This window comes from Pantoea latae (genome assembly GCF_002077695.1).
GTDB lineage: Bacteria > Pseudomonadota > Gammaproteobacteria > Enterobacterales > Enterobacteriaceae > Pantoea > Pantoea latae.
On record NZ_MWUE01000003.1, the window covers coordinates 21,945 to 43,445 of the forward strand.

At 58.8% G+C, this 21,501-nt stretch carries 19 protein-coding genes and 1 pseudogene; 13 read left to right on the forward strand and 7 right to left on the reverse strand.

Translation table 11 applies throughout. The features are described 5' to 3' along the window. Positions 1–135: 135 nt before the first annotated feature. From B2J69_RS00345 to B2J69_RS00355, 3 genes are all read left to right on the forward strand, one after another. A complete protein-coding gene (locus B2J69_RS00345; protein ID WP_081134675.1) occupies positions 136–696 on the forward strand; it encodes a non-canonical purine NTP pyrophosphatase in 561 nt (186 codons plus the stop codon). Continuing rightward, on the forward strand, positions 693–1,487 hold the full coding sequence (locus B2J69_RS00350) for an SIR2 family protein (RefSeq protein ID WP_081134678.1): 795 nt from the start codon (positions 693–695) through the stop codon (positions 1,485–1,487). The genes B2J69_RS00345 and B2J69_RS00350 overlap by 4 nt, the downstream gene beginning before the upstream one ends. A 105-nt stretch (positions 1,488–1,592) precedes the next feature. Continuing rightward, a complete protein-coding gene (locus B2J69_RS00355; RefSeq protein WP_081134680.1) occupies positions 1,593–1,943 on the forward strand; it encodes a YebG family protein in 351 nt (116 codons plus the stop codon). A gap of 352 nt (positions 1,944–2,295) precedes the next feature. Here the strand turns inward: B2J69_RS00355 and B2J69_RS00360 are convergent, their stop codons facing one another. Both B2J69_RS00360 and B2J69_RS00365 read right to left on the reverse strand, forming a co-directional pair. Next, positions 2,296–3,663, reverse strand: coding sequence for an amidohydrolase family protein (locus B2J69_RS00360; RefSeq protein ID WP_236722667.1), 1,368 nt, complete (start codon positions 3,661–3,663; stop codon positions 2,296–2,298). 106 nt (positions 3,664–3,769) lie between these two features. Next, a complete protein-coding gene (locus tag B2J69_RS00365) occupies positions 3,770–4,108 on the reverse strand; it encodes a cupin domain-containing protein (RefSeq protein ID WP_081134683.1) in 339 nt (112 codons plus the stop codon). 483 nt (positions 4,109–4,591) lie between these two features. On the opposite strand from B2J69_RS00365, the gene B2J69_RS00370 reads away from it, so the two are divergent. Further along, positions 4,592–5,530, forward strand: a complete 939-nt coding sequence (locus B2J69_RS00370) for an omptin family outer membrane protease (RefSeq protein WP_081134686.1) — start codon at positions 4,592–4,594, stop codon at positions 5,528–5,530. 669 nt (positions 5,531–6,199) lie between these two features. Here B2J69_RS00370 and proP read toward each other — a convergent pair. Beyond that, positions 6,200–7,660, reverse strand: a complete 1,461-nt coding sequence (gene proP / locus B2J69_RS00380) for a glycine betaine/L-proline transporter ProP (RefSeq protein ID WP_081134689.1) — start codon at positions 7,658–7,660, stop codon at positions 6,200–6,202. 535 nt (positions 7,661–8,195) lie between these two features. On the opposite strand from proP, the gene B2J69_RS00385 reads away from it, so the two are divergent. Then, positions 8,196–8,936, forward strand: a complete 741-nt coding sequence (locus B2J69_RS00385; RefSeq protein ID WP_081134691.1) for an SDR family oxidoreductase — start codon at positions 8,196–8,198, stop codon at positions 8,934–8,936. Positions 8,937–8,969: 33 nt separating this feature from the next. Here B2J69_RS00385 and B2J69_RS00390 read toward each other — a convergent pair whose 3' ends face one another. The 3 genes and pseudogenes from B2J69_RS00390 to B2J69_RS00395 all read right to left on the reverse strand — a co-directional run. Continuing rightward, entirely contained in the window at positions 8,970–10,244 is a 1,275-nt protein-coding gene (locus B2J69_RS00390) for a Glu/Leu/Phe/Val family dehydrogenase (RefSeq protein ID WP_081134693.1), read from the reverse strand. A gap of 15 nt (positions 10,245–10,259) precedes the next feature. After that, a complete protein-coding gene (locus B2J69_RS23695; RefSeq protein ID WP_143806236.1) occupies positions 10,260–10,484 on the reverse strand; it encodes a hypothetical protein in 225 nt (74 codons plus the stop codon). Between the two features lie 138 nt (positions 10,485–10,622). Further along, positions 10,623–10,871 (reverse strand): annotated as a pseudogene (locus B2J69_RS00395) (RidA family protein); the annotation flags it as partial. A 159-nt stretch (positions 10,872–11,030) separates the two neighbouring features. On the opposite strand from B2J69_RS00395, the gene B2J69_RS00400 reads away from it, so the two are divergent. The 7 genes from B2J69_RS00400 to B2J69_RS00430 all read left to right on the forward strand — a co-directional run bounded on the left by B2J69_RS00400 (position 11,031) and on the right by B2J69_RS00430 (position 18,917). Beyond that, on the forward strand, positions 11,031–13,160 hold the full coding sequence (locus B2J69_RS00400) for a TonB-dependent receptor (RefSeq protein ID WP_081134699.1): 2,130 nt from the start codon (positions 11,031–11,033) through the stop codon (positions 13,158–13,160). Positions 13,161–13,172: 12 nt separating this feature from the next. Beyond that, positions 13,173–14,192, forward strand: a complete 1,020-nt coding sequence (locus B2J69_RS00405; protein WP_081134702.1) for an ABC transporter substrate-binding protein — start codon at positions 13,173–13,175, stop codon at positions 14,190–14,192. A gap of 157 nt (positions 14,193–14,349) precedes the next feature. Next, a complete protein-coding gene (locus tag B2J69_RS00410) occupies positions 14,350–14,748 on the forward strand; it encodes a hypothetical protein (RefSeq protein WP_081134705.1) in 399 nt (132 codons plus the stop codon). Between the two features lie 440 nt (positions 14,749–15,188). Beyond that, complete coding sequence (locus B2J69_RS00415; protein ID WP_081134707.1) at positions 15,189–16,601, forward strand: sodium:solute symporter family protein; 1,413 nt, start codon at positions 15,189–15,191, stop codon at positions 16,599–16,601. A gap of 1 nt (position 16,602) precedes the next feature. Next, positions 16,603–17,772 (forward strand): sialidase family protein, encoded by a 1,170-nt coding sequence (locus B2J69_RS00420; protein ID WP_081134710.1) that lies wholly within the window; start codon positions 16,603–16,605, stop codon positions 17,770–17,772. Next, the gene (locus B2J69_RS00425; RefSeq protein WP_081134713.1) at positions 17,769–18,239 is read left to right on the forward strand and encodes a YhcH/YjgK/YiaL family protein; all 471 of its coding nucleotides are present in this window, start codon (positions 17,769–17,771) and stop codon (positions 18,237–18,239) included. The genes B2J69_RS00420 and B2J69_RS00425 overlap by 4 nt, the downstream gene beginning before the upstream one ends. Then, entirely contained in the window at positions 18,240–18,917 is a 678-nt protein-coding gene (locus tag B2J69_RS00430) for an SDR family NAD(P)-dependent oxidoreductase (protein WP_081134716.1), read from the forward strand. It begins immediately after the preceding gene. On the opposite strand, the gene B2J69_RS00435 is transcribed toward B2J69_RS00430, so the two are convergent. After that, on the reverse strand, positions 18,914–19,687 hold the full coding sequence (locus B2J69_RS00435) for an SGNH/GDSL hydrolase family protein (RefSeq protein ID WP_081134718.1): 774 nt from the start codon (positions 19,685–19,687) through the stop codon (positions 18,914–18,916). The two genes, B2J69_RS00430 and B2J69_RS00435, sit on opposite strands and share 4 nt — an antisense overlap. A 633-nt stretch (positions 19,688–20,320) precedes the next feature. Between B2J69_RS00435 and B2J69_RS00440 the strand changes: the two genes are divergently transcribed. Beyond that, positions 20,321–21,448: an acyltransferase family protein gene (locus B2J69_RS00440; protein WP_081134721.1), complete on the forward strand. Its 1,128-nt coding sequence runs from the start codon at positions 20,321–20,323 to the stop codon at positions 21,446–21,448. Positions 21,449–21,501 lie beyond the last annotated feature (53 nt).

Here is a 21,501-nt window from a genome sequence, read left to right on the forward strand (position 1 = left end):
TTCATCCGTTTTTACCATAGAAACCTACCCTCCGTTTATCAGTGATGATAACTGCGCTATCCTGTTTGAAAGCATTCCACATAACACTGCATAAAAACGCTTTCATCTTTAATTAAATTAGATCAGTTGGTTGCAATGAAAATCCGCTTTCTGTCGGCCAATGAGCATAAGCTGACCGAGGTACGCAAAATCCTCGAACCGGTCGGCGTCGATGTACTGCCCATCGCGCGCCGTATCGAAGAAATCCAGACCGAAAATGAAATCACGCTGGTGCGCGACAAGCTGACCAAGGCGTTTTCCCTTATCGGACGCCCGCTGTTTGTCGAACACACCGGACTCTATCTCGACGGGCTGAACGGCTTGCCCGCCGGGCTGACGCGCATCTTCTGGAACCGGCTGGACGCCGAGCGCTTCGCCAAGCTGGTACAGGGGCTGGACAGCCAGGCGGTAACGGCGAAAACCGTGCTGGGCTACTGCGACGGGCGCAAGATGTACCAGTTTCACGGCGAACTGCGCGGCACCATCGCCGCGAAGCCCGCCGGGCCGCGCGAGTTCCAGTGGGACTGCGTGTTTATCCCCGAGGGCCATACGCAGACCTTCGCCGAGATGGGCGAGCTGAAAAACGAGATCTCGATGCGCAAGCTGGCGCTCGATCGCTTCGCCGAATTTCTGAAAACCGCCCGAGGAGTGGCATGAAACCTGAACTTAAACGCGCCTACGACTCCGGCAAGCTGATCCTGTTCGCCGGCGCCGGGATTTCGCGCAATCTGGGGCTGCCGGAGTGGCATGAGCTGATCGCGCACCTGGCGAACGAGCTGGGCTACGATCCCAAAATATTCAACACTTACGGCACGCATCTCTCGCTGGCGGAATATTACAAGCAGAAGAAAGGCTCGCTGGGGCCGCTGCGCAGCTGGATGGATCGCGAATGGCATCGACCGGACATCGACGTTCGCTCGTCGGAAATCCATACCATGATCACCCAGGGCAACTTTAGCCGCATCTATACCACCAACTACGACCGCTGGCTGGAAGCGGCGCACGAAGCGCACGGCGTGCCCTACAGCAAGGTGGCTAACGCGGCGGATCTGGTGTCGCTGACGGAAGACAAGCGCCACATTATCAAGCTGCACGGCGATTTTGACGACGACACCTCGATTGTGCTGGATGAGAGCAGCTACTTCGAGCGCCTCTACTTCGACTCGCCGCTCGACATCAAACTGACCCATGACGTGATGGGCAACTCGGTGCTGTTTGTCGGCTACAGCATCAGCGATTTTAATATCCGGCTGCTGTTCTACCGCCTGACCAAAATGTGGGGCAGAACCGGGCTGGCCACCGCGCGGCCCAAGTCCTATCTCTTCACCAACCGCAACAATCCGGTGGCGCGCGAGGTGCTGGGACAGTGGGGGATCGAGATGATCGTTTCAGAAGAGGACGATCCACGCAAGGCGCTGGCAGACTTCCTTAATGAGTTGATTTCGTAAGGAAAAAAATATCCCTTTCCTACGCGACAGCGCCACTGAAAAAAGGATGCAATCCCGCCGCAGGCGATATATACTGTATATATTAACAGTATCGGAGAGGCAAAAATGGCTGTCGAAATTAAATACGTAGTCGTCAAGAAGGGTGAAGAGAAAATGACGTTTGCCAGCAAAAAAGAGGCGGATGCCTACGACAAGATGCTCGATATGGCGGAGGCCTTTACCGACTGGTTAGCGCTGCATCAGCCCGATATGAACGAGTCTCAGGCGGAAACCCTCGGCCTGCTGCTTGCCGAGCAGAAAGACGCGATTCAGCATATTCTGCGCACCAGCAAGCTGCCGGATGCGGCGGATGTTGCAGATGCAGAGAAGAAAGCGCGCCCGGCGGATGTCACCGACGAGAACGCAGAAGGTGAAGCGGCTCAGAGCAAAAAAGTCCGCGCCGTTAAAGCCGCGTAATGCGCTGCCTGATGAACGCGCCGCAGTGATTGTGCCTGCGGCGCGTTTTTATTTTGCCGCCCAGGAAACGCTTGCCGGCGCATGCAGCCGTCAGAACGCAAAGCCGCAACATGGCTCAGTGGGTGAAAACAGCAAAAGTACCGAAGTAGTAGCTTGCCATCCATGCTACATAGACCAGCCATACCACCAGTCCACCTGCCAAACCGATTTTACCTGTCATATGCCTTTCTCCTGTCTGTGTGCCGCGGGAACAACCGTTGACACAAATTGACAGAAGGCGTCTCTGCGCGAATTGTTCTGGATCAATAAAGCTGCATAGCGCGATAAACAGGTTAATCAATACAGATCAAACTTACGGAGCAGTGGGGGTAGTCTGCGCGGCGCGCTGGCGTATCGCCTCGGCAGAACGTTGTGCGTCTGCCAGCACCTCGGCAAGATCCACCCCGCTCAGCGTGCCGTTCTGCTTGAGCACGCGACCATCGACGATCACGGTAGTGACGTTCTGCGGCTGCGCAGAATAGAGCAGCAGGGCGGCGGGATCGCCGCCGCCGAAGCCGCTCATGCTCAGCGTATCGGGTGAGATAATCTGAATATCGGCCCGTTTCCCCACCGCCAGCGATCCCGTCTCCTTCTCCAGACCCAGTGCCTGCGCGCCGCCCAGCGTGGCCATTTTTAACAGCTGACGCGGATCAGGACGCGTTTCATCAGCGGCGGCGCCGCTCATCGTCAAGGCGGCCAGCCGTAGATTAGCGTACATGTCGCCGCTGCCCGCCAGGCTATTGCCGTCGATGCCCAGCCCAAACCGTGATACCCCTTTGAAATGATCGATCCGGGTCAGACCATAGCCGACGCGCTGCTCGCTGACTGGCGTCACCACCAGCGAGGCACCCGCCGTTTCCAGCGCCTCTAGCTGCGCGGCGCGCGCATCGGTGGCATGCACCACAGTGACAAACGAGGCGAGGTAATGGCGATCGATCAGGGCGTTAAACATCGCGTCCGCTTCACCGCTGACGTGCACCTGAAGAGGCAGGCTATGCTGCTTCGCCCACTGATATTCGCGATCGCGCATCGCCCAGTTCTGCTCATCCGCAAGCTGCCGCGGTAGCCGCCACGCCAGCCCGACGCTGACGCGCGGGTCATGACGACGCGCCAGGCTTGCGGCATGGGTAATATCGATGGGATAACGCGTGGTTTTATCCGGCCCGCCGTAAAACATAATGGCGCGGATCCCGGCTTCCTGAAGCGCGCGAAAACCGGCGTCGCCCCATGCCGGGGCGTGAATGTTATCGAAGAAGTCGCCGCTGGTGGTGACGCCGCCATTCAGCAGCTCCAGCGCGCCGGTATAGATGGCGGTGTGGATATCCTCAGGCTGCATCGCCTTGCCCAGCGCGCTGCTGACCGGAAAAAATTTTCCCGCGCCATTACGAAACTGCCCGCGCTGCGTAGTTACCCAGAGATGCGAATGCGCATCCACGAAGCCAGGCAGTACAAAACTGCCTTTAGCCTCGATGATGTTCGCGCCGGGCGCGGAGAGATGCTCACCTATCGCCACAATGCTGTTATTGCGTATCAGAATATCGCCCTGCGGCAGATCGTTGCCGTCAGGCGTCATCGGCATAATATAGCCGCCGCGAATCAACAGCGTGCTCTCTGCCGCGGCGCAGGCGCTAGCCAGCGCGAGAAGAAGCGCCGCAAGCGCGCAGTAACCGGTGGTTTTCATGTTCTCTCCCAGACGTGACGTCATCGCGTTAAATGAAATATAAATTCCATTTAACCTGGCAGTAAAAAGTAATTACCGCCAGCAGCCAGACGCATTAGCAGGCGTTTCAACGCAGGTCGGTGCGATCCCCGCGCGTAGTGGGATGGGAGATAACCAGAAATTCTACGTCGCGCTCGCTCTCATTGCGCGCCTGATGCCTGGCCTGAGGCGGGATTTCCAGCCCCTGATGGGTCGTAAGAAGGTGATGTTCGCCTTCCAGCTCCATGCATAGCGTGCCGCTCAAGACAAAAAAGAACTGCCTTGCCTGAGCGTGATAGTGACGTATTTCCTGTGTGTGAGCCGGCATCCGCTCATGGATTACGCTGAGATCCTGCCGCTGCATCAGCGTCCAGCCGTCGCACTGCTCGCCCCAGTTGTAGTGGTCGGCATTCTCTTTTGAAACCATGTTTATCTTCCTTGCGCAAAACTAGAACCGATACCCTAACGATTTTCCCGCCTGAACGCACGACCTTGAAAAGAGAAAAAATTTGCCTTAGTCAGAGAGGTGAAAATTTTTCAGGTTAGCGCCAGCGGTTTTATCTTTGTCTGTTTTGTATGCGAAGTAAAATTAAGCCAAATTTGACCCAGATAATCATAAGCAGAGGCGTGATGGCGAGTGAATGTCAGCAAACGGCGCTAAAACAGGGACCAGAAAAAGGGCGTGTGCAAGCGCGTAATAAATAACGACACTGCACGACGGTTAAAAAAAGGTCATTTTCCTGCCAGGCGCAGTCAGACATTATCGTCGCGCTGTAAGGAGATATTAATTAATTCTGCTTAACTCTCATTGCCCTTTTTCAGCGCGAAAAATAGCCCTTGCCTGCGTTTATTTCGCCTCTTAGTCTGTGCCCGCAATTCAGGGATATTTACTTTTAACGCAGGATATTTAATGAAAAAGAGCACCGTTGCGGTAATGATGATGGCCGCACTCTCTGGCACCGCGTTCGCCGACGCTTCGCCCTATACGCCAGATTTCTCTTCCCAGAGCCTGAGCGTTTCTACCTCAGTGGGTATGCTGGGCGGAAAATCTAAAGAGCTGGTGTATGACGCCAGCAGTGGGCGTAAAGTCAGCCAGCTTGACTGGAAGATCAAAAATGTCGCTATCCTCAAGGGCGATATCGCCTGGGACGCTTACTCCTTTTTGACGCTGAACGCGCGCGGCTGGACCTCTCTCGCCTCGGGTTCCGGTCATATGGACGACTACGACTGGCAGAGCGCTCGTCAGTCAAGCTGGACCGATCACTCTTCGCATCCGAATACCGATGTGAACTACGCCAATGAATACGATCTGAACGTAAAAGGCTGGTTCCTGCAGGATGACGACTACAAAGTCGGCGCAGTGGCGGGCTATCAGGAGACGCGCTTTAGCTGGACGGCCTACGGCGGCTCGTTCAACTATGACAACGGCAGCTTTATCGGCAGCTTCGCCGACGGCGAACGCGGTATCGGCTACAGCCAGCGCTTCTCCATGCCCTATGTCGGCCTGGTGGGTCAGTACCGCATCAACGATTTCGAGTTCAACGCGCTGTTTAAATTCAGCGACTGGGTGCGCGCCCATGATAACGATGAGCACTATATGCGCGACCTGACGTTCCGCGAAAAAACCTCGAACTCGCGCTACTACGGCGTGGCGGTGGATGCGGGTTATTACCTGACGGAACACGCTAAAGTGTTTGCCGAGTTTACCTGGAGCAAGTATGAAGAGGGCAAGGGCGGCACGCAGGTGATCTATACCCCAACCGGCGAATCGGCCTCATACGGCGGCGACGCGGCGGGCATTTCCAACAAGAACACCACGCTGACCGTTGGTCTGCAATATCGCTTCTGATAAACAAAAAAAAACCCGCCGCTGGCTAGTGCTTGTCAGTTAAGGTCATGTGCAGGTAAGGTCGCTATTTTCTTAAAATGGCGGCCTTTTCGTATACGCGTGTGAGCATGCTGGTGCGGGCCACCGTGCCTCCTCTGCTGCCGGGCCGTCCTCGCGCCGCTGCGCGGTGCCTTCGGCTGCAACGTCGTGCCGGCCGGACCGTTCGGGTACGGCCATCCAGGCCTACCCGAACTGCCTGTCGCATCCCTGCGACAGGCTCCTGGCACAACGTTTCCGCCTCAGCGCTGCGAATAGCCCTCTACAGCAGAGGAGGCGCAGTGGCCTCAGACAGAGTGCCCTTTGCAGCAGTAGAAACGCTGCCGTCCTTTTCCAGCAGCGCACACGGAAGCTGGCCAGCAGGCTGGTGCCGCTCAGGGGCGGGCATTTCGCAGCGCTGAACAGAGTGAGTATGTCAGGAGAGCCCGCAGGGAAGCGGGCGAAAGGTGGGGCTGGAACAGGGATGTTCCATCCCCACCGGTCCGTCAGGCAGACGAATGGCGTGAAGGGACCGCGTCAGCGGCGCGAGGACCGCCCGTCCCTGAGCGGCCCCAGACTGCGTTATCACCCCGTGCTTAACTGCCAAACATTACGCCGCTGACAGGTTTTTTACGCAGTAAACGCAGATGCAAGTTACTGCGCCGCCCGCTCTTTACTCCGCGAACGCAGCTTCTTCACCAGACGATGCGCTTCCGCTTCGCTGGCCACCGCCGGGGATGAGCCGCGCAGCGGTTTGCGCGCCGACTCATGCAGCGTCAGCACCGTGATCAGACCAATGACGCCCGCGCCCATCAGATAGTAGGCGGGCATCATCAGGTTGTGGGTGGTGTCTACCAGCCAGGCGGTAATCAACGGCGTGGTGCCGCCGAACAGCGAGACCGAGAGGTTAAAGCCGATTGCCAGCGCGCTGTAGCGGATATCCGTGACAAACAGCGCCGGCAGCGTTGCGGGCATGGTGCCGCTAAAGCAGGTATGCAGCACGCCCAGCACAATCAGTCCGGCGAACACCAGCCACATATTGCCCGATGTCACCAGCATCATGCAGGGGATCGCCAGCAGGATCAGGCCTACCGCGCCGCTGCCGATCACCGGACGGCGACCCAGGCGGTCCGCCCAGTGTCCCCAGAACAGCGTCAGCGGCATCATGACAAACATCACCACCATAATCAGCAGCAGGCTGCTCAACTCGCCCATGCCGAGAATGCCGGTCAAATAGCTCGGCATATACGAGGTCAGCATGTAGTTGGAGACGTTAAACAACAGCACCAGCCCGATGCACTTCAGCATCGGCTTGTGATATTTCTTCAGCATCTGCATCACGGTCAGCGCCGGTTTGCTGTGCTCGAGCGCCTCCTGCTTTTCCATATGCTGCTGGAACGCCGGGGTCTCTTCCAGCTTCAGCCGCACATAGAGACCGAACAGGCCAAGCGGCGCCGCGATAAAGAAGGGCACGCGCCAGCCCCAGTCAAGCATGGTTTGCTCAGGCAGAATTGAGGTCAGGGCGGTAACAAATCCCGCGCCGAGCAGATAGCCGCCAAGCGTACCGAATTCAAGGAAGCTGCCCATAAAACCGCGGCGCTTATCGGTCGAATACTCGGCGATAAAGGTGGCCGCGCCGCCATATTCGCCGCCGGTAGAGAAGCCCTGCACCAGACGCGCCACCAGCAGCAGGATCGGGGCAAGAATGCCGATACTGGCGTAGGAGGGGATCAGGCCGATACAAAAGGTGCCGATCGACATCATGATCATGGTCATCGCCAGCACTTTCTGTCGGCCGATGCGGTCGCCGAGCGGACCAAATACCAGTCCGCCAATGGGGCGCACCAGAAACGCGGCGGCGAAGGTGCCGAATGCGGCGATCAACTGCGCGGTGTTACTGGCGTTGGCGAAAAATACCTTGCCAATCGTCACGGCGAGGTAGCTGTAGACGCCGAAGTCGAACCACTCCATAGCGTTGCCGAGCGCCGCCGCGCCGACCGCGCGCTTCAGCATGTCGTTGTCGACGATGGTAATATCGTCAACCGTTAGCTCTTTCTGTTTTTTCTGCCAGAAATGCTTTTTACTTTTTTCCGTGGGTGGGTTCCCGGTGCTCATATTATCCTCATCTTAACCAATGAGGCTCTTATAGCTTTCGTCGCCGTACCGCCAACAAAGGGAAAGAAAGCTATAAGCAGCCTGCTAAATAAATGACGGCAGCTTGTTTACAACAATTTACCTTACTATAAAAACGGCCTCGCTTACAAATTAGCAGATTTTTTCGCTGTTATGGCGGTGAGAGCAGGCAATTGATGCCATGCTGAAATCAAATGAAGCGATAAATTACTGGCCGTCAGCGGGTTAGCACGCTGAAAAAATAGTGATGGCAACGGCCGGTGGGCATATACCCGGCAACGCAACCTGCTCAGCGAAAATAACCTGATGTTAAGTGGGGATAAATAGCGCGTAGCATGATCTTATGCGGTAAACGGTAATTAACCCTGTCTGGCGTGCGGGTTTAATTAGCAGCAAATGTCATTAATCTGTCACCGGGTTGATAAGGCGTTATCGCCGCCGCCAGCTAACATTCAGAGACGACGTGAATTGAGACTCAGCGGCCGCGCAGCGAGGCGGCTCGCCTGATGGAGGAGTTATGGCCCGATTTAGTGACAAGCGTATCCTGATTACCGGCGGCACCAGCGGCATGGGGCTGGCGGGCGCGCAGCGCATTCAGGCGGAAGGCGGCCGCGTGGCGGTCACCGGACGCAACGCCAGCCGGCTGCAGTATGCCAACAGCGTGCTGCACGACAATGCGCTGGTATTGCGCAACGACGCCTCGCTGGAGGCGGATATCGACGCGCTGGGCGAGGCGGTGGAAAAGTGGGGCAAGCTGGACGGCCTGTGGCTTAACGCTGGCTATGCCGAGCTGGGCGAACTGGAATCGGTCACGGCGGAAGCCTTTAACGCCATGATGAACGCCAATGTGCGCGGCCCGATGCTGCAGCTGGCCCGGCTGTCGCCGCTGCTCAATCCTGGCGCCTCTGTGGTGGTGACCTCCTCCTCGTCGACCTATGAGGGCGCGGCCTCCACCAGCCTTTACGCTGCCACCAAAGGGGCGATTGTGGCGGTGGCGCGCAGCTGGGCGTCGGCGCTGGCGCCGCGCGACATTCGGGTGAACGTGGTGATCCCCGGCCCGATCGAGACGCACTTCCGCGACTTTCTGCCGGAGACGGCGCGCCAGCAGTTTGAGGATTTTATCGTTGGACAGGTGCCGCTCAGGCGGGCGGGAAGGGCGGAAGAAGCGGCGGCGGTGGCGCTGTTTTTGCTCTCCAGCGACGCCTCTTTCGTGACGGGCAGCCAGTACGCGGTAGACGGCGGACTGGTGCGCTACTGATAAGCAGGGCAGCCTGTGCTGCCCTGTAAGCGGTTAGCCTGGATAGATGCCGCGCTCTTTACGCGCCATCAGAATGCGTTCGCAGGCGACGATATAGGCCGCCGTACGCAGCGAACAGGCTTTCTCTTCGGCTTTGTGCCAGACGTGCACCATGGCGTCGGTCATGATCTTATCCATGCGCGCATTGATCTCCTCTTCGCTCCAGAAGAAACTCGCCATGTCCTGCACCCATTCGAAGTAGCTGACGGTCACGCCGCCGGCGTTACAGATGACGTCCGGCACCACGATAATATTGCGCTCGGCCAGCACATCGTCCGCTTCGGGATAGGTAGGGCCGTTTGCGCCCTCCAGCACCAGCTTGCAGCTCAGTCGTTCAGCGCGCTCCCGGGTGATCTGTCCTTCCAGCGCCGCCGGAATAAAGATATCCATTTCGCTGCGCCAGAACGCCTCTTCATCGATCTTCTGCGCGCCCGGGAAGCCGAGGATCTGCTTGTGCTCCTGCTGCCAGCGCGTCAGCTCCGCCATATTGATGCCGTCTGGATTAGCGATGGTGGCGCTATGGTCCTGAATTGCCACCACAAAGGCGCCCGCCTCGGAGAAGAGTCGCGCCGCTTCGCTGCCGACGTTGCCGAAGCCCTGTACCGCGACGCGCGCGCCCTCGACGGGAATGCCCGCGCGACGCGCCACTTCGCGGCCGGTGATAAATACGCCGCGACCGGTCGCCTTTTCACGTCCCAGCGAGCCGCCCAGATGCACCGGCTTGCCGGTCACCACGCCGGTGACGGTGGTGCCGCTGTTCATGGAGTAGGTGTCCATCATCCACGCCATAACTTTGCTGTTGGTGCCGACGTCTGGCGCGGGAATATCTTTTTGCGGTCCGATAATAATGCCGATTTCGCTGGTGTAGCGGCGCGTCAAACGTTCCAGCTCGCCTTCCGACAGCGCGAAGGGATCGCAGCGAATGCCGCCTTTGGCACCGCCGTAAGGCAGATTGACCGCGGCGCACTTGATGGTCATCCACGCCGAGAGCGCCATTACTTCGTTGAGATCGACGTTGGGATGGTAGCGAACCCCACCTTTGCCCGGCCCGCGCGACAGGTTGTGCTGCACGCGGTAGCCTTCGAAGTGACGAATAGAGCCGTCATCCATCTGTAGCGGGATATCGACAATCAGCGCGCGTTTCGGATGACGCAGGGTGTCGATCCAGCGCGCCAGCTCGCCCAAATAGGGTGCGACGCGATCGATTTGTTGCAGGTAGGTGGACCAGGCAGATGTACCGTTTTCAGACGCGTAGGATAACTTTTCCATAAAGACCTTTCTTTTTTACAGGCGTTTATTATGTGTTGCCGAGGATGCGCAGCGGATTTGACCGCACCCGGATAATTTACCACTTACTGAAGAAAGATAATTTTTCTCCGGCCCCAGAAAAAAACCTTTCTGCCACATTTTGGTGCAGGACAGTGCATAAATAATGGAGCAGGCGCGATTGAGCTGAATAAAGATGTGGCAATGGTGCATGCAGGCTGCATAAATGAAATCTGTTGCCACTTTTCAGTTCCTTGAGACATCTCATAATTTGCACAAATTACGCCCGCCGCGTATTGACTTTACCTGCCTGAATTAGCTGCATGAGCGCAGCTAATGCGTTGATTACTTTTCGTAATGGCTAACGCGGCGGGCGACTGGCTAAAGCGCCATAACCGCTTCGATTTCAATGCGCAGATCGGGCGAAAAGAGCCGGCTGACCTCTACTAGCGAGCAGGCGGGAAGGTGGTCACCATAATAGCGAAACAGCACCTGACGCAGCGCGTCAATGTCGTCAAATGAGGTGATAAATATTGTCACCTTAATCAGGGCGCTGAGGGTGCTATTTTCCGCCTGCGCAATATGCAGGAACTGTTGAAATATCGCCTCAGCCTGCTGAGCAAGGGAACCGGTTTTTAAATCCCATTGAACATCTCAATCGCGCGATAAATTATTGACGCTGTTATTAACGCATCTTTTCGCTATATAATTGTAAATATAGCGACACTGGTTTTCACCTGTCACCATTTCGCTGCGTTAATATCACCCTAATCACTGGCAAAATAAATAATGAAATTGACTTCCCGCGCGCTTTTCCAACCCAGCCTGCTCAGCTTACTTATTTTCTCTGCTTTACAGGCGCAGGGCGCGCAGCAAAATAGCGATCAGACGCTGGTGGTTTCCGCCGCGCCCACAGCCGCTCACACGCGCGAAGACGCCACGCAGAAAAGCGCCATGCTGGGCAATGCAGGCAAACAGCCGGTGCGCAACACCCCTTTTTCTATTCAGTCGCTGTCGCCTGAATTAATGAAGCAGCAGCAGCTGAAAAGCGTCAGCGACCTCTACCGCTATATGCCGTCGGTGCAGGGCGACGGCGCGCGCCCGCAAACGCGCGGCATGCAGGGCAGCGTGGTGCAAAACAGCATGATCGACGGCCTGAACGTTGTCTCCACCACCGACTATGCGGCCGAGCAGTTTGATCATATTGAGGTGCTAAACGGCCTGGCCGGCTCGCTTTACGGCCCGGCCAACCCGGCGGGGCTGTTTAACTTTGTAGCGAAGCGCGCCACCGATCTGCCGCAGCACCGACTAACGGTCGCGGGCGGCAGCGGCGGCAATCACAAAGTGGCCGCCGACTTGAGCGGGCCGCTGGATCAAAATGATCGCCTGCGTTATCGCCTCAACCTGCTGGATGACGAAGGCGGCGGCTATGTCAGCGGCAGCAAGGTGCGCCGCCAGCTGTTTAGCCTGGCGCTGGACGCCAGCCTCAGCGACCGCACCGAGCTGGAGACTAACTTCAGCTACTATCACTATTACGATAAAGGCCTGCCGGGCAAATTCGCGCTGGGCAACGGCCTGACCTTTCCGGCGGCGCCGGACCCGAAAAAAGCGGGGCTGGGACAATATTACGCCGGGGATGACAACCATACCCTGACCGCCGGTCTGCACCTGAAGCATGACTTCGACGGCAACTGGCAGGGCGAGATCGGCGTGCTGCGTCAGATCGCCGATCGCGAGTCGACCGGCGTCACCAACACCTTTACCGATCGGGCAGGGCATTACACCACCACCACTTCATCCGCCACCGCCAGCCGCTTTACCATTAACAGCTATATGGCGAACCTGAATGGCGAGGTCGACACCGGCTGGATCCATCATCAGATCGCCACCGGCGTGCGCGGTTTTGTCTGGAAGAACATGAACCCGGCGCATGGCGCTACCTCGACGCTGGGCAGCGCCTCGCTGGATCAGCCGTTGCGCTTCGACCAGCCCGACTATCCCGACTTCACCGACCGCTATCACTCCGCCACCGCGACGCAGCACGCCTTTCTGCTGAGCGATAATCTGCAGTTTTCGCCGCAGTGGAGTTTACTGCTGGCAGGCAGCGAAAGCCTGCTGAGTTCGGCCAACTACGCCAAAACCGGCGCGCGCAGCAGCGCCTCCTCCAACAGCGGGTTCTCCGGCTCCGCCAGCCTGATGTATAAACCGGTGGATCCGCTGACGCTCTATGTCACCTGGGCAGACAGCCTGCAACAGGGCGATACCGCGCCCGCCGGTGCCAGCAACGCGGGGAATATTCTCGCCCCTTATCGCAGCAGGCAGGTGGAAGCGGGCGCGAAACTGGCGGTAAATCGCCTGCTGCTGACGGCGGCGCTGTTTGAGATCAAACGCCCCTTTGCCTACACCAACAGCAGCGGCGACTACGCGGTGGACGGCGAGCAGCGTAACCGCGGCGTAGAGCTGATGGCGGACGGCGACCTGACCGACGCGCTGCATCTCTATGGCGGTATGACCTGGCTCGATCCGCGCCTGTTCGATACCGCCAGCGCCACCACCGACGGCAAGCAAATCGTCGGGCTGCCGCGCTACACCGCCAGCCTGTTTGCCGCCTGGGATCTGCCGGGGATAATGGGCGCCGATCTGCATGGCGGCGCGCGCTACGTCGGCCAGCGCCCCACCGACAACACCAACAGCGGCTGGGTGAGCGGCTACACCACCCTCGATGCGGGCGCGGCCTGGAAAACCCGTCTGATGCAGACCGACACCACCTTCCGCCTTGACGTCACTAATCTCACCAACCGTCACTACTGGACCAATATCGTGCCGGGCGGCCTGAACGGCTACAGCGGCGCGGGCTACGCCAGCGCGTCGATCGGCGCGCCGCGCCAGCTGCAGCTCTCTATGCAGCTCGATTTCTAAGGAGCCGAACCGATGAAAACCTCTCTGCGCGTCAGCCTGGCGCTGACGCTGGCGCTGACGGCGGGCACGTCGCCGGCCGCCACGCTAACCGACGATCTCGGGCAGCCGGTGGAGCTGCCGCATCCGGCACGGCGCATCGCCGACGCCTGGTACGCGCACCATTCGCTGCTGATGACGCTGGGCGCGGGCGATCTGATCGTCGCCACGGTCAACCATCCCGCCGATCGCCCCTGGATGTTTAAGGTGCAGCCCTCGCTGAAGCAGGCGCTGCAGGCGCACGGCAAAACCTTCTCCAGCGAGGCGCTGGTGGCGCGCCGCGTCGATGCGATTTTCGTACCGGCGCAGGATCCTGACGTCATCAGCTATCAGCAGGCCGGTATCCCGACGCTGAGGATGCAGTTTGACGACTTCGCCTCCATGAAGCGTTCACTGCTGACCACCGCGCAGGTGGTCGGCACGCCACAGGCGCAGCGCCGGGCGCAGGGCTATAACCGCTATCTCGATGCGCAAATTGCTGCCATCAGGGCGAAAACCGCGTCGCTGCCGGAAAGCGCGCGACCGCGCGTGCTGCACATTCAGTCGCTACATCCGCTGAAGATCGACGGCAGCCAGACGCTGATCGACAGCTGGATCCGGCTCGCCGGCGGCACAAATGCGGCCGCGCCGGTGACGGGCAATATGAAAGAGGTGTCGCCGGAACAGGTGATCGCCTGGGATCCCGATGTGATCATCCTCGGCGCGGGGGCAGGAAAGTTAGAGGCGTCGGACTACGCCGCGCTGTTGGCCACAACGAAGGCGGTGAAAAACCATCGCGTGCTGCAAAATCCCTCCGGCGTCTTTCCCTGGGATCGCTACGGCACGGAAGCGGCGCTGCAAATCCAGTGGGCGGCAAAGCAGCTGCATCCACAGCTTTTCCGCCAGCTCGATATCGTCGCCGCCACCCAGGCCTTCTATCAGCGCTTTTACGACTATCCGCTTACCGCCAGCGAAGCGGCACGGATCCTGGCGGGGTTACCGCCGATTTCAGGCTGAAATCGCCAGCCGTCGCGCTAAACAACCTGTGCGGTGGCTGGCGTAAAAAGCGGCGAAAAGCGCGAATTCGGAACATGCCGACGCATTGCCCACTGGGAGAAAGTGTGACGTAGCGCTAAAATAGTCGCTTAGTCGCAGCAGAGGCCTGACAAAGATAATGATTTCACGTTTTTCCCCGATAGCCCTTTTCGCCGTGGTCGCGCTCAGCGGATGCGCGAACAAACACTCTTACCAGGACGATCCCTCGTTCGCCGCCGGCCCCGCGCAGGTGAGCGTGTCACACGTGATGACGCGCACCGACGACGGTTCCTCGGTATTCGTTACCGTCGACGGTAAAGATGCCGGCACGCTAAACGGCGGGCAGAGCAAAGACCTCTTCCTGACGCCAGGCAAACATAAAATCGGCGGCTACGTCGCCACGCTGTTCGGACTCGGCCGCGTCACTATCAATCCGGTTGAAGTCACCACGGCGAAAGGCGAAGTGAAGCACGTCGCCTACGAAGTAAAAAGCGACAAACCCACCTTTACCGAATGGACGCCGCCTGCCGAAGGCTAATCTCTCCTGCTAGCCGGTTACGTGCTGACCGGCTTCGCCGTTTCCTCTCCTTTGCTCTTCACACTCTTGCCGGAAGTCAGTGCTGCGCGTTTTGTGATTATATGTAATCATATTTGACCATATGTGAGCACGATCAATTTATTCTCTCGCCGCATATCCTATAAATTCTCCTGTGACGCCTTCATCAAGAAAGTGCGCTGATTAAATTCAATCAATCTGCTTCCCTACAGGAGATCATCGTGGCATTTCATAACAGCGGGATGTTCAGCCCCGACCCAACGGCCTTGCCGCCGCGCCTCATGCAACCGCACCGGCTACGCCGCAGCGCGTGCCGTTCTGACAGGACGAGGCGCTAACCCGCCAGCCTGCGCATTCACGCTTCAAAAAACAGTCGAGGATGAAAATCCTCAGGGTTTCGCTCGTCCTCAAGAGAGGCTCAGATGAAAACGTTTAACGCTGAAGGTACGTTGATCATTGTCGGCATCGTGGTGGCCTATATCCTGTTCACCACCTGGCTGACCTGGCGGCTGCGCAGTAAAAGCAGCGGCGATTTTATGGAAGGTTCGCGCGCCATGCCGGCGCTGGTGGTCGGTATTCTGCTGATGTCGGAGTATATCGGCGCCAAGTCCACCATCGGCACCGCCCAGGCGGCGTTCGAAGATGGTTTCGCCGCCTCCTGGTCGGTGATCGGCGCGGCGATCGGCTTTCCGCTGTTCGGCTTTTTACTGGTCAAACGCATCTATAGCACCGGTAAAATCACCATTTCCGGCGCGATTGCGGAAAAATATGGCAATACCACCAAGAACATTATCTCGGTGATCATGATCTATGCGCTGCTGCTGGTGAACGTTGGCAACTACGTCAGCGGCGCGGCAGCAATCGCCACCATTCTTAAGGTCAATCTGCCGGTGGCCGCCTTTATCACCGCCATCGTCAGCACCTTCTATTTCTGCTTCGGTGGCATGAAAGGGCTGGCCTGGGTCACTATGCTGCACAGCGCGCTGAAATATTTCGGCATTATCGCCATTATGAGTTTCGCGCTCTATAAAACCGGCGGCTTCACGCCGATGATTGAGCAGATGCCCAGCTACTACTGGACGTGGGATGGCCATATCGGCGCCAGCACCATCGTTGCCTGGCTGATTGGCACCATCGGCTCTATCTTCTGCACGCAGTTTGTTATTCAGGCTATCTCGTCGACGAAAGATGTGCGCTCGGCGAAGCGCGCCACCTGGGTCGCGTTTTTCTTCTGTTTACCTATCGGCCTGGCGATCGCGGTAATCGGCGTGGCGGCGAAATACCTTCACCCGGAGATCAACAGCCTCTATGCGATGCCGATCTTCCTGCAGGATATGAATCCCTGGATGGCGGGCGTGGTGACAACGTCACTGGTGGCGTCGATATTCGTCAGCGTCAGCACCGTGGCGCTGGCTATCGCCTCGCTGGTGGTGAAAGATTTTTACGTGCCATACCGCAAGCCAACGCAGGAGCAGGAGTTTAAGGCGACGCGCTGGCTGTCGCTGATTATCGGCTTTCTGCCGCTGATTTTCGTGCTGCTGGTGCCTGAAGTGCTGAAGCTCTCATTCTTTACCCGCGCCATTCGCTTATCGATTTCCGTGGTGGCGGTGATCGCCTTCTACGCGCCGTTCTTTAAAAGCGCGCGCGGCGCCAACGCCGGTTTGATCGGCGCCTGCGTGGTGACCTCGATCTGGTATCTGCTGGGCGATCCCTTCGGCATTAACAATATGTATATCGCGCTGGTGACGCCGGCCATCATCATGGCGATCGATTACCTGATCCCAAACCGACAACAGCAGAAAACGCCTCAGCGCGTGCAACAGAGGGGAGTCTGAGATGACCGAAACCGTAAACCGCGACGGCGTGCTGCGCCCGACCGAACAGGACGCGCGCGTCGTCACGGCGATGCTGCCGTCGCCGTGCCCGCAAAATCACGCGGCCAATATTATGCCGCTGCCGGACGGCGCGCTGATGTGCGTCTGGTTTGGCGGCACCCAGGAGGGCGTGGCGGATATCTCTGTCTACAGCTCGCGCCTGGCGCCGGGCGCCGACCGCTGGAGCGAGGCGAAAAAACTGTCCGACGACGCCACGCGCTCCGAGCAGAATCCGGTGCTGTTTCTGGCGCCCGACCAGGTGCTGTGGCTGCTCTGGACGGCGCAGCTTTCCGGCAACCAGGACACCGCCATTGTGCGCTGCCGCCGGTCGCGCGACCTGGGCGTGAGCTGGGGCGAGATTGAGACGCTGCTGGATCAGCCCGGCACCTTTATTCGGCAGCCGATCGTGGTGCTGGAGAACGGCAACTGGCTGCTGCCGGTGTTCTACTGCCGCACCCAGCCGGGAGAGAAGTGGGTCGGCAATGACGACGTCAGCGCCGTGAAGATCTCCAGCGATAGCGGCAAAAGCTGGCGCGACGTCGCGGTGCCGGGCAGCCTCGGCTGCGTACATATGAATATCACCGCGCTGCCGGGCGGCACGCTGGTGGCGCTCTATCGCAGCCGCTGGGCGGACCATATCTACTACAGCCAGTCAGAGGATGGCGGCGAGAGCTGGTCGCAGCCTGAACCCACCGCGCTGCCCAATAACAACTCTTCTATTCAGGTCACCACGCTGCAGGACGGCACGCTGGCGCTGGTGTTCAACAATATGAGCGCGGCGGGCGCGAAAGAGCGCCGCGCCTCGCTCTATGATGAAATCGACGACGGCGACGACAGCCGCAAAGAGCCGCCGCCGCGCGCAGGTCGCAGCGCCTTCTGGGGCGCGCCGCGCGCGCCAATGACGCTGGCGCTGTCGTCGGACGGCGGCAAAAGCTGGCCGTGGCAGCGCAATCTTGACGAAGGCGACGGCTACTGCATGACCAACAACTCGCAGCAGAAGCTGAACCGCGAATTCTCCTATCCCAGCATCAAACAGGACGCGGCGGGTAATCTGCATATCGCCTACACCTGGTATCGCCAGGCGATTAAATATGTGCGCCTGGCGCCAGCGTGGGTTAAGGAGGCGTCATGATTATCGGCAACCTGCAAAACCTGTCGCTGGCAGGTCTGCCCGCCGCGCTGCGCGCCATTCTGGAACGCGACGAATGCCGGCTGGCGGCGCTGCAGCAGCGCGAGGATGGCCGCTTTCAGCCTGCGGATGCGCCCTGGTTTTGCACTATCGGCCCGGCGCAAACCGAGCCTGCCGCGCAGCGCCACACCGAATATCACCGCCAGTGGGCCGATATTCAGGTGGTGCTGAACGGCAACGAGGTGATCAACGCCAGCCAGCAAAGTCTGGCCCAGCCCGGTGACGAAGAGCGCAAAGCGGATCTCTTTATCGCCGCCGCGCGCGCGCTGCCGATCACGCTACGCTTAGGCGCCGGAGACTTTGTGCTGTTTATGCCGGGTGAGCCGCATCAGGCGCTGTGCGCCGCGCAGCGGCCGGAAACGGTGCGCAAGGCGGTGTTTAAAATTCCCCTTTCGCTGCTGGAGGCGTAGATGCCGCATGCCATTGTAACCGGCGCCAGCTCCGGTATCGGTGAAGCGATCGTCACCGCGCTGCTCGATCAGGGGTGGCAGGTAACGGGCGTCAGCCGCAGCCGGGTCACGCGCCACAGCGCGCTGTTCCGCAGCGTGCAGGTCGATATCACTGATGAGCCGGCGCTGATGCGCGCCATTGCCGATCTTGCCGCGCCGGACGCGCTGGTGCACGCCGCCGGCATGATGGCCGCCGCGCCGGTGGGGGAGATTAATCTCGGCGTGAGTTCGCGCCTCTGGTCGCTGCACGTGCGCGCGGCGGAGATCCTTGCCAGCCGCTTTGCACCGCAGATGGCGGCGGGCGGGCGCATCGTGCTGATTGGCAGCCGCACCTCGCGCGGGGCGGCTAACCGCTCGCAGTATGTCGCGACCAAAGCGGCGCTGGTGGGACTGGCGCGCAGCTGGGCGATTGAACTGGCGCCGCGCGGCATCACCGTCAACGTGGTGGCGCCGGGCGCGACGGAAACGCCGATGCTCTCACAGCCGGGGCGCGAAGCGTCCAGGCCGGTGATGCCGCCGATTGGCCGGCTGATCCAGCCGCAGGAGGTGGCCGCATTGACCGCTTTCCTGCTTTCGCCGCAGGCGGCCGCCATTACCGGGCAGGAGATGGTGATGTGCGGCGGCGCCTCGCTGTTTTAGGAGCGGGTGCGCAGCGTGGCGAGCTGCGCACCGAAATGCTGCTCGATCACCTTAAAGGTTTCCAGCGCCTTGATGCGATAGAGCTGCTCGGACGGATGTATACAGTCGGGCGACATCATTTCGCGCCACGCCGGCATCCGCTGGATGCGCTGGTACTGGCTGACCAGCGGCACCTTTTCGGCGCGGGCGACGGCGTCAAGCCGCGCGGCGTAAGGGGCGACATCCCACTGTTCCGCCCGTCCGCACAGCGGATGCGGCTCCTGCAACACCACCGCTTTGCCGTTGGCTCGGGCGCTGTCGATCAGCGCCGTCATCACCTCGCTGTAGCGCGCTGGACTCACCTGATAGGGCTGTTCAATATCGTGAAAATGGTAGTGACGCGCGTCGTTGGTGGCGAAATTAAGCAGGATCAGGCTGGCGCTGGAGCGCTTCATCGCCTCCTGCCACGGCGGGTTATGCGCATATTTATAGCGGCCGTTTAGCAGCTCGATCGCCTGCGCCGAGGGCGCGCCGCGATTAACAACCTGCACGCCGCTGCCATATTTCGCCTGCAGCAGCTGGTTCAGCACGGCGATCTCGTTGTGCTCGCTGACCACATTACGCAGCCGGCCATTTTCACGCACCGCCAGCACCCCTTTGGTGCTGGAGCCGCCCCAGGCTTCGATAATGAAGGGGGCGCGGGTGACGGTTTGCGCCACTGCGGCGGCGCAAAAGCCAACGAGCAGCGCAGCGGACAGCGCCAGTTTTAAATAACCATGTTTTGCGGACATATCGCTCTTAGCCTGTGGCGTAGATTGCCTGGTGCGGTTTAATCACCGTTTCGATCAAGGTAACAAATTTAATTAGCCGCCAACAAGCCTAAAAATTTCGCTAATTTCCTGCAGAACGATATCAATGCGTTGCATTATGCCGAGCGCGACGTTGCACATTTATCAGCCCCGCTGGTCCTGTTTTTTTCTTTTCCCCAATGAAAATAAGCGGAATCTCATTCGTTAAGGTTATTTCTTCTATTAATCGGTCTTAACGGCCGTCTCGTTTAAGCGCGTCAGGCCAGTCGGCGCGCCCGCGGCCTGCGCATCAAAAGCGATAAAAATAGTAAATTCATGTTTTTAATAGGGAAGAGCACGCAATCGCTTCTATCCCTGACGATGAATGCCCCTTTAGCATCTGGCCTTTTTCCTAATTAGGCCGGTTATCTCCAGGCATATTCCTAATGTCCTGCTGGCTGAAGGATTTTTAAGGTTAAGTGATGATACGCTTTAGCTACGCAAGCCATGCGGGATTTTTCTGATTTACGCCTGGCTGACTTCACCTGGTCAGGATTATCTCTCTTTAACGTCTCGCTGTTAAAAAGGCGGCAGGAGAGAGGCGCTGTTCTGACGACTTTCTGAGAAGGGTATAACGTGGAAAATAGAGCGTTTCTTTCAAGCCGAAATATCGGCCTGGATTTCCTGCGCGCGCTGTTAATACTGGAAGGCGTGTTATATCACGCCGCGCGCAGCCTTCCTGGCGGAAATAGCTGGTACTATATTTCAGGGAAAAATGAAGCGGATGGTTTTACCGCGCTGATTGAATTTATGCATACCTTTCGCATGGAGGCCTTTTTCTTCCTGTCGGGCATGTTTTCCGCCATGGTGATCCTGCGCAAAGGCAGCGACTTTTTCTACAGCAACCGACGCAAGCGCGTGCTGGTGCCGCTTATCTCCGCCTTCCTGTTTATTCCGGGCTTGATGTATCTGATTAACGCCGAAATCGACGGCGAAGCCCTCACCACCCAGGGGGCGCTGGGCGCCTATACCTCGCTGCATCATCTCTGGTTCCTGGTGTCGCTGTCGGCGATGTCGTTTCTGGTGCCGGTGAGTTTTTATCAGCGCACGGCGGCGATAATACGCCGGCTGCCTTTCCCACTGCTGCTGGCGGGGCTGGTGGTGGCGGCAAACGCCTTCTTTGTGGTGAAGTTCTTTGTGAAAGACTTTGGCGAATGGGTCAACCTGATCCCGGTCACCGCGCGCTTTATGGTGTTCTACGCGGCCGGCTACGCGCTCTATCTCAACAGCGATCAGATCCCGCAGCAGGCGCGCAATCTGCTGGTCAGCACCAAAGTGGTGGCGGCGCTGGGCGTGGCGTGCTGGCTGGTGTTCTACGCTATTTTCCATTTCAACATCACCAGCAGCCTGAAATATCTGCCGGTGCTGTGCGCCAGCGTCTTCTCGGTGATCTTCTCCTATTGGGTGGTATTCACCTTTGAAAAGCTGCGCATGAAAGAGAACCGTCTGGTGAAAGGCGTGGTCGACTCTGCACTGGTGATCTACCTGATGCACTACCCGCTGGTGATTACCTTCGCCTGGCTGCTGGATGGCTATCTTCCAGATTCGCTGCCGGTGACCTATGTCGCGGTCGTCACCACGCTGGGGCTGATCTGCAGCGCCGCGCTCTATCTGATCATCAAACAGCTGCCGCTGCTGTCGATGCTGTTCGGCCTGAAGCCAGCTGGCGCCCAGCGCGTTTCCGCCGTTACGCCCCGCAGTTAAGCCGCCTGCCCGCCGGAGAAGCCGCCGGCGGGCATTCTGTTACAAACCTCTTG

Bases quoted from the DNA above. Each gene is read 5' to 3' on its own strand.
- B2J69_RS00410 (WP_081134705.1), top strand. From the start codon at position 14,350: ATGATTTCACGTTTTTCCCCGATAGCCCTTTTCGCCGTGGTCGCGCTC.
- B2J69_RS00420 (WP_081134710.1), top strand. From the start codon at position 16,603: ATGACCGAAACCGTAAACCGCGACGGCGTGCTGCGCCCGACCGAACAG.
- B2J69_RS00360 (WP_236722667.1), bottom strand. From the start codon at position 3,663: ATGAAAACCACCGGTTACTGCGCGCTTGCGGCGCTTCTTCTCGCGCTG.
- B2J69_RS00355 (WP_081134680.1), top strand. From the start codon at position 1,593: ATGGCTGTCGAAATTAAATACGTAGTCGTCAAGAAGGGTGAAGAGAAA.
- B2J69_RS00430 (WP_081134716.1), top strand. From the start codon at position 18,240: ATGCCGCATGCCATTGTAACCGGCGCCAGCTCCGGTATCGGTGAAGCG.
- B2J69_RS00390 (WP_081134693.1), bottom strand. From the start codon at position 10,244: ATGGAAAAGTTATCCTACGCGTCTGAAAACGGTACATCTGCCTGGTCC.
- B2J69_RS00400 (WP_081134699.1), top strand. From the start codon at position 11,031: ATGAAATTGACTTCCCGCGCGCTTTTCCAACCCAGCCTGCTCAGCTTA.
- proP (WP_081134689.1), bottom strand. From the start codon at position 7,660: ATGAGCACCGGGAACCCACCCACGGAAAAAAGTAAAAAGCATTTCTGG.
- B2J69_RS00435 (WP_081134718.1), bottom strand. From the start codon at position 19,687: ATGTCCGCAAAACATGGTTATTTAAAACTGGCGCTGTCCGCTGCGCTG.
- B2J69_RS00405 (WP_081134702.1), top strand. From the start codon at position 13,173: ATGAAAACCTCTCTGCGCGTCAGCCTGGCGCTGACGCTGGCGCTGACG.
- B2J69_RS00385 (WP_081134691.1), top strand. From the start codon at position 8,196: ATGGCCCGATTTAGTGACAAGCGTATCCTGATTACCGGCGGCACCAGC.
- B2J69_RS00345 (WP_081134675.1), top strand. From the start codon at position 136: ATGAAAATCCGCTTTCTGTCGGCCAATGAGCATAAGCTGACCGAGGTA.
- B2J69_RS00425 (WP_081134713.1), top strand. From the start codon at position 17,769: ATGATTATCGGCAACCTGCAAAACCTGTCGCTGGCAGGTCTGCCCGCC.
- B2J69_RS00350 (WP_081134678.1), top strand. From the start codon at position 693: ATGAAACCTGAACTTAAACGCGCCTACGACTCCGGCAAGCTGATCCTG.
- B2J69_RS00365 (WP_081134683.1), bottom strand. From the start codon at position 4,108: ATGGTTTCAAAAGAGAATGCCGACCACTACAACTGGGGCGAGCAGTGC.
- B2J69_RS00370 (WP_081134686.1), top strand. From the start codon at position 4,592: ATGAAAAAGAGCACCGTTGCGGTAATGATGATGGCCGCACTCTCTGGC.
- B2J69_RS00415 (WP_081134707.1), top strand. From the start codon at position 15,189: ATGAAAACGTTTAACGCTGAAGGTACGTTGATCATTGTCGGCATCGTG.